The organism is Microcoleus sp. PH2017_08_TRC_O_A (assembly GCF_020738665.1).
Lineage (GTDB): Bacteria > Cyanobacteriota > Cyanobacteriia > Cyanobacteriales > Microcoleaceae > Microcoleus.
The window spans coordinates 1-7,123 of sequence record NZ_JAEQCE010000149.1 but is presented as its reverse complement, the minus strand read 5'-3'; the positions used below and the strand labels follow the sequence as shown (position 1 = coordinate 7,123).

Sequence of the window (7,123 nt, the reverse complement as noted above, 5' to 3'; positions counted from 1 at the left end):
ATTCCTGTAGTTTTAGGACTGTGGACTAAAATTACTAACGTAGATGTCTAACATTGACTACTTTTGGGTAGCTTTGTCCATGTTTTTACGAGCGGTTTCGCCTTCACTTTCAAAAGTGACACGGTTCATTACAGTTTTGAAGATGGGTTGAGTAGTCACGATCTTTGGCTCACTACTAGAAAAATTTCCATACCTCAATAGTAGAGAAAAGCCCCAGTAAGCTGAAGCCCGATTCTTGCGCTGTTTTGTTGAAATCTTGCTCTTTCGACAAGGTTGGAGGATCTCACCTACACCTTGAGAAACAATCCCCGAAAATTGTTCTTAACGAACTCTTGAATCATCATAGGCGTTGCTCTCATCCGCGCTAATGCGAAAACTCCGATCGTGGCACTAAACAACACATCGACTCCGGCTGAAATAGAAATTGGCGGCGGTAGTTGCCCATCTAGCCGAGCTAGTTCTAAATGTTTGTGAAAAAAGTCTTTGATAAAAATTACGTCTAGATCGATCGCTTGTTGAAGTTCGGGAGTGGGAATTTCGGCAGACATCAACAGATTCACCAAAAAGCAACCGCGCCCCATCCCTTTGGTAGACGCAATTTCGATCGCATTATGGAAATAATTGGCGATCGCGTTAACGCCACTTTTATCCGTCTCAAACGCCAGTTTAAACTTTTGCTCGTACCGCTCGAAAGCCGCATAAAATAACACTTCCTTCGAGCCAAAGGCATTAAATAAACTGCCCCGCTTGACTCCCAGCAGTTGCGCCAACTCATCCAAAGATGTCGCACTATAGCCATGCTCCCAGAAATAATCGCAGAGTTGTTCTATGACAGCATCGGTATCGAACGATCGAGGGCGCGGCATGGTTATCGGTAGTTAGCTAAAAATTATCGATGTTTATTCTTGACGGGTTCGACAAAAACCTGTATTCTTGTCTATATCGACAAAAACTATTGTTTCATCAGTATAGCCCATCCGCAAGGGTTTAAGCCTGAGCAATTGTCGATCGAGTAATTATGCAAACAAATCGCAGGAGACAACCATGCCCAGACTTGCACCCAAACCCATTGCCGAACTCGCCACATATGATGAAATGTTCGGGCAACTGGAGGAATTTTTCGGATTTCTGCCTAAGGGACTTGCGTAGAAATAAAATCCCAGCCATGCAATTGTATTGTCGAAGGAGTAGCCAAATGATTGGTATAGTATTAAGCTGCAAGCCCCTAATGACTATCTGACGATGGGACATAAGCCTGCGGTGATGAAGGCAGTAGTCGAACTAACTGGCGCAGTGCTGCTGACAGCGGGAAAAACCTCGATGACGCTCAGATTGCTCGTGATGTATGTTTCATCCCGTGCGGCTGGTTGTATGTACTGTACGGCGCATTGTGCGGGGCTAGCTCTCAAATATGGGTTGTCGATGGACAAAGTTCAAAATATTCGCGATTACCAGACTCATCCCAGTTTCTCGGCTGCCGAACGCGCGGCGTTGACAGTTGCTGATAAGGCTAATAAAATGCCCAATGCAGTCACGGATGAGGATTTTGGAGAATTGGGTAAATACTTTGAGGATGAAGCGATCGCGGAGATTGTCAGTCTGATTGCGATGATGTCTTTTTACAATAAATGGAATGATACACTGGCAACAACTTTAGAAAAACCACCGCTGGATCTGGCGGCGAGTTCTTTGTCTTGGTGGAATGCTGGCAAACATATTGAGAGCTAGGAAGTCTGTTGCGTTGAAACGAAATAAAAGTCCAAATGTTTTAAATTTGAATTCGATCGAGGGTCGGCTGTTGGGTTACGTGTAGGGACAGCAGCCTAAAGGTTATCTGTTAGCATTCAGCAAAATCTAGACAGCCGTTTTTCCCTCCGTGCCATACCAACGCACAGCGAGTTTGTAGAGGTGGTCGAGTGTCCCAGACAACTCTTTTCCGCGTTCAGTCAAGCTGTAGGTAACTTGAGGTGGAATTGTAGATTCATGGTGACGATGAACTACTTCAATCGATTCCAGTAATCGCAATCTTTCGGTAAGCACCTTCGTTGAGATGCCATCAACTTTACGCCTCAGTTCACCAAAGCGTAATTCGCCGTTTGTGTCGAGAATCCACAAAATGTAGAGTGTCCATGGCTATCTGCTGCCGCTCAACTTTAACGTTATAATCGAAATCTTCATCGCTGCTATTGCTCCCGCAAAGCATACCCGACACCCCGCGCGGTATGAATCAATCTTGGCTCGTTGTTTTGCTCCAACTTCGTGCGGAGATAGCGAACGTAAACCTCGATAATATTTGAGTCGCCCAGAAAATCAAATCCCCAGACATTTTCGATAATTAACTCTCTAGTAAATACTTGGCGAGGATGACTCAATAGGTATTGTAATAACTCAAATTCTTTGGCAGTTAAATTGATCGATCTGCTACCGCGATGGACTTCGCGAGTCCGTCGATTTAAACTTAAATCTTCAAATTGCAACAGATCTTCGTCGGTTTTTTGGGTGCGTCGCAGATGAGAACGGATGCGCGCGAGTAGTTCTTCAATACTAAACGGTTTGACTACATAATCATCGGCTCCCGCATCCAAACCCGTCACGCGATCGCCGACTTCATCTTTAGCTGTCAGTAAAATTACGGGGATAGATATACCAGTCGATCGCAGTCGCCGACAGAGTTCCACGCCTGTAAGTCCTGGCAACATCCAATCCAAAATCGCTAGATCCGGTGCCGCCTCCCGCGCCAAACTCAGTCCCGCCATCCCATCGTGTGCCACACTGACGCGATAACCCTCACTATCTAATTCCAGTTCGATAAATCGGGCGAGTTTAATTTCATCTTCAACCAAGAGGATATGTGCTGTCATTTTGATTTTTGATTTTTGATTGTGGATTGATTTTTCGTTGGATAGCGATCGCTTGGAATTTAAGGATACTCCCCTACAGTACATTGACGTTGACATAGCAACAAGCCAAACCAATCTTGTGGATCTGTCCAAAATTGTAAAGGTTTAAAAGCATGAGCCGATAAATTATCTACTAATGTTGGTAAATGAAACTTGCGAGATATTTCGGTGTGAATCGTTTCTCCAGCCTCGAACTTAACTCGATAGTTTAGGTTTGCAAAAGCTATAGTTTGAGTTACCAAACTGCGGAGATGCATTTCAAGCTGATGTTGCTCCCGATTGTAGAATGCTAAATGCTCGAATCGATCAAGTGCAAAATCACCTCCAAAGCGATGATTGAGATGGCGGAGGATATTGAGGTTAAATTCAGCCGTCACACCTTGAGCATCATTATACGCAGCTTCAATCGTCTCGATCGATTTTTGTAAATCTACGCCTAAGAGGAAAAATTCTCCAGGCTGGAGTGCCTGTTGAATTTGGGTCAGGAAACTGCTACGCTCTCGATCGGTTAGATTCCCTAGCGTACTACCCAGGAAAATCACCATGCGGTTCCCCAGTTCTGCTGGTGGCAATTGAGCCAGAGCTTGCTCGTAAGTCCCCGCCAAGCCGCACAGTTTTAAGTTGGGGTAGCGTTCCAACAATGCTAGAGCCGTACTCTTGAGAATGCCAGCACTGACATCGATCGGATAATAGTGCAATCGATCCTGCGATGGTATTAAAATTAATCCACCGAAAACGGGGATGCTCGATCGATTCACTCCCGATCTGATTGACGTTCATCTGGTGAGGGGCTAGGGGATAAAGTTAGGTTATCGCGGAGCTAAATTTGCCTCGATAATAACTACGCTCCCCGATCGAGCTGAAACACTCCTGAAGAGAAAATGAGAATTTGTTGAGAAACGCGGCGATCGAAACCCAGCGCGATTTAGTCTGTAGAGACTCGATCGCACTCGATCGACCTAAATTACCTTCGACAATTCCAACTCACGCTTGCGGTCGTTTATGTAATTGATTGTTATAGCATAATTAATACATTAACTATTTGGCTTAATCACCAATACCTCGATCGAATGCCTAGTTCATCGTCCAATGCTAATTTTCTCCAGCAATGGAAATATGCTCTCGCTCCTCACAACTTGGGGCATCAACTGAAACTGGCATCTCAACTGATGTACAGAGATTTTCTAGAGCGGCTCGAACCTTACGATCTGACTCCATTTCACTATCTAGTTCTGTGCTGTCTATGGGAAGAAGATGGGATTACTACAACAGGTATTGCTGACAGACTCAAACAGCTAGGCGCAACACTAACCGGAGTCGTCGATCGCATGGAAGAGCGCAACCTAGTTTACCGAGAACGAAACTCAGCAGATCGCCGTGTCGTCCGCATCTGGCTGACGGAAGAAGGCAAAAGACTCATGTATATTCTGCCACCGCTTGGTGCAGATACCGTTAAAAAGGCAACTGCAAATATTTCCGAAGCAGAGCAGGAAATCGTTCTCAAGCTCCTCGATCGAATCATTCAGAACTTTTCTTAGCGATCCCAGCCTGATGATGTTGACTTTTGGACAATTACTTAATATATTAACTATCAATATATTAAGTAATTGATCCGCATGACTAAAAGCATTGCTGTCTTGCGGTTGTGCTGTTCTCGATCGAAGTACCTTGGAGGAAAAATGCCAAAATTGAGTATCCGTCAGAGAAACTGGCTGCTATCAGCGCATATTGGTTTTGCTGCGCTCTGGACGGGAAGCGTCTTGAGTATGCTGCTACTGTCGCTTAGAAACACAACATCAGTTAATGCCGACGTACTGAATGCTCTAGATTCAGCAATTAATCTTCTAGATGACTGGATTGTCATTCCTTCAGCGATTGGTTCCGTCATCACAGCAACATTTCTGTGCTGGATGACAAATTATGGATTTATCAAGTTCTATTGGGTAATTACTAAGTGGATACTAACGACTGGTTTGGTTGTATTTGGCACATTCTGGCTATTTCCGTGGGGGAATACTGCTGAAAAATTGTCAGGGCAGGAGGGATTACAAGCCCTGAATAATTTGGTTTATAATTTCGATGCCAAAGGTGTATTAATTGGAACTTTCGTTCAAGTTATTTCTTTGGTTGTGATTATTGCGATCTCAGTTCTCAAACCTTGGGGAAGAAGACTAGATAAAGCGAAGAGTCAAGTCAGTGCAGATTAGTAGAGCAGTTACGGCAGCAGCGTCGGACTAGATGGTGGGTACTTTCCACCATCTAGGTTTGGGGTAATTAAACAGGTAAAATGTTTGACATAATTCGTCAACGAGGCTTATAAAATACCAACCCTACAAAACTATCTAATTTACTTCAGCATCACTCTTCTTATGAGTTTTGCTGCTGTTTCCAATCATCTGTCAGGAGTCCTGCAAATCCCCAATCTTCTTCTGCAATCTCCTGAATGACGATGTGTATATGTTCTGGATTTTTGCCAAGAATCCGAACGAGAGAATCAGTTACTTCTTTAACAAGTTGAGCTTTTTGTGTCCTTGTAGAACCTGTGGTAATCTGAATATTAATGTATGGCATATTAATTTTTGCTACACCCTAAACGTGGGGATTAACTTTGTACAATGTTAGGAAAAAACAAAGTAGGTTAGGCACCAATCGCAATCTATATTACTGGTAATTGAGTACCTTTATCATCCCACTTAAATAACGATCGATTCACTACCTGCTTCGATTTCCAGCACCGATTCCCCTACTCGATCTTCATCCCCATATTCCCCCAACTGTTGAATTAACTTCGCTACCAATCCCGTCCATCCCGTCTGGTGACTGGCTCCAATTCCCGCGCCATTATCGCCGTGGAAATATTCATAAAACAACACCAAATCGCGCCAATGCGGGTCGTTTTGAAACTTCTGGGTACTCCCATAAACTGGGCGTTGTCCCGCTGGGTTACGGAGGAAAATCTGGGTGAGTCGCTGGGATAGTTCGGTAGCGACTTCCCACAGAGTCAACATTTGCCCCGAACCTGTCGGACATTCAACTTTGAAATCATCGCCGAGATAGCGATGGAACTTTTGCAGCGATTCAATTAAAAGAAAGTTCACTGGAAACCAAACGGGGCCGCGCCAGTTGGAATTGCCACCAAATAAACCACTGGTAGACTCGGCTGGCTCGTAATCGACGCGAAACTCGGTACCGTTGGTATAGAAGCAATAGGGATGTTCGGCATGATAGCGAGAAACTGCCCGAATTCCGTAATCGCTGAAAAATTCTGATTCGTCGAGCATCTTTTGTAAAATGCGTTGGAGTTTGTCTTTAGAAACGATCGCCAGTAATCGGCGCGCGCCTTTACCTTTGGTTTCCATGCAAGCTACATTACGGCGTAAATCGTGCCGATTTTTGATGAACCATTCCAATCGCTTTTTGAAATTGGGTAATTGCTGTAATGTTTCTGGTTCTAATATTTCTACCGCAAATAGAGGAATTAAGCCGACTAGCGATCGCACTTTCATTTCAATTTGGCGATCGTCGGGAAAATGCAACACGTCGTAATAGAAGCCATCTTCCTCATTCCATAAGGAATCTTCCATTTCCCCAATGTGATTCATCGCATCGGCAATATAGAGATAATGTTCAAAAAATTTGGTAGCAATATCTTCATAAACTGGATTAGTTTTTGCCAATTCTAGCGCGATTTTTAACATATTCAAACAATACATCCCCATCCAACTAGTACCGTCAGATTGGTCGATATATCCGCCCGTCGGTAGTGGCGCACTGCGATCGAATACGCCGATATTATCTAAGCCCAAAAATCCGCCTTGAAAGACATTATTACCCTCGGCATCCTTGCGATTTACCCACCAGGTAAAATTGAGCATCAACTTTTGGAAAACGCGCTCTAGAAACTGGCGATCGGATTTCCCATATAGCTTCTGTTCGATCTTAATATTTTTGAGCGAGGATAGCTTTTTCTCGTTCGAGTTCTTGTTGTGTTACAGCCCTTTGCCGTTCTGCAAGAAGCCGGTTGATGGCGTCGGAACCAGTCTGTAGCAAGGCAATTGACTTAGACCTGTAATTGGTGGCAGTTTCTTCTGGTTCTGGTTCGGGAAGCCATAAGTTTAAATCTAGGCGTTGCTGAACTAGGGTATGATGAAATGGTCGTCGGAGCGTCACAAATCACACACATTTAAAAGGAATATTATGCAATGCCCGGAATGTCAGTCTAC

At 44.2% G+C, this 7,123-nt stretch carries 10 protein-coding genes; 3 read left to right on the top strand and 7 right to left on the bottom strand.

Annotated features, from left to right (window positions below; genetic code table 11):
- Nucleotides 1-287: 287 nt before the first annotated feature.
- Nucleotides 288-866 carry a TetR/AcrR family transcriptional regulator gene (locus JGK22_RS31880; protein ID WP_293187024.1) on the bottom strand — a complete coding sequence of 193 codons (579 nt, stop codon included), beginning with the start codon at nt 864-866 and terminating at the stop codon, nt 288-290.
- Nucleotides 867-1,242: 376 nt separating this feature from the next.
- Here JGK22_RS31880 and JGK22_RS31875 point away from each other — a divergent pair, with 376 nt between their 5' ends.
- Nucleotides 1,243-1,728 (top strand): carboxymuconolactone decarboxylase family protein, encoded by a 486-nt coding sequence (locus JGK22_RS31875; RefSeq protein WP_293208918.1) that lies wholly within the window; start codon nt 1,243-1,245, stop codon nt 1,726-1,728.
- Between the two features lie 126 nt (nt 1,729-1,854).
- Here JGK22_RS31875 and JGK22_RS31870 read toward each other — a convergent pair whose 3' ends face one another.
- The 3 genes from JGK22_RS31870 to JGK22_RS31860 all read right to left on the bottom strand — a co-directional run bounded on the left by JGK22_RS31870 (nt 1,855) and on the right by JGK22_RS31860 (nt 3,658).
- Entirely contained in the window at nt 1,855-2,118 is a 264-nt protein-coding gene (locus JGK22_RS31870; RefSeq protein WP_293187032.1) for a winged helix-turn-helix transcriptional regulator, read from the bottom strand.
- 65 nt (nt 2,119-2,183) lie between these two features.
- The gene (locus JGK22_RS31865) at nt 2,184-2,861 is read right to left on the bottom strand and encodes a response regulator transcription factor (RefSeq protein ID WP_293187026.1); all 678 of its coding nucleotides are present in this window, start codon (nt 2,859-2,861) and stop codon (nt 2,184-2,186) included.
- A gap of 59 nt (nt 2,862-2,920) precedes the next feature.
- Nucleotides 2,921-3,658, bottom strand: coding sequence for an L-histidine N(alpha)-methyltransferase (locus tag JGK22_RS31860; protein WP_293199288.1), 738 nt, complete (start codon nt 3,656-3,658; stop codon nt 2,921-2,923).
- A gap of 312 nt (nt 3,659-3,970) precedes the next feature.
- Between JGK22_RS31860 and JGK22_RS31855 the strand changes: the two genes are divergently transcribed.
- Nucleotides 3,971-4,438 carry a MarR family transcriptional regulator gene (locus JGK22_RS31855; protein ID WP_293187028.1) on the top strand — a complete coding sequence of 156 codons (468 nt, stop codon included), beginning with the start codon at nt 3,971-3,973 and terminating at the stop codon, nt 4,436-4,438.
- A 78-nt stretch (nt 4,439-4,516) separates the two neighbouring features.
- Nucleotides 4,517-5,107, top strand: a complete 591-nt coding sequence (locus JGK22_RS31850; RefSeq protein ID WP_293187029.1) for a hypothetical protein — start codon at nt 4,517-4,519, stop codon at nt 5,105-5,107.
- Nucleotides 5,108-5,267: 160 nt separating this feature from the next.
- On the opposite strand, the gene JGK22_RS31845 is transcribed toward JGK22_RS31850, so the two are convergent.
- The 3 genes from JGK22_RS31845 to JGK22_RS31835 all read right to left on the bottom strand — a co-directional run bounded on the left by JGK22_RS31845 (nt 5,268) and on the right by JGK22_RS31835 (nt 7,070).
- Nucleotides 5,268-5,471, bottom strand: a complete 204-nt coding sequence (locus JGK22_RS31845; protein WP_293199291.1) for a 4-oxalocrotonate tautomerase family protein — start codon at nt 5,469-5,471, stop codon at nt 5,268-5,270.
- A 122-nt stretch (nt 5,472-5,593) separates the two neighbouring features.
- Complete coding sequence (locus JGK22_RS31840; protein WP_363319283.1) at nt 5,594-6,775, bottom strand: hypothetical protein; 1,182 nt, start codon at nt 6,773-6,775, stop codon at nt 5,594-5,596.
- A gap of 64 nt (nt 6,776-6,839) precedes the next feature.
- Nucleotides 6,840-7,070, bottom strand: coding sequence for a hypothetical protein (locus JGK22_RS31835; protein ID WP_293314464.1), 231 nt, complete (start codon nt 7,068-7,070; stop codon nt 6,840-6,842).
- Nucleotides 7,071-7,123 lie beyond the last annotated feature (53 nt).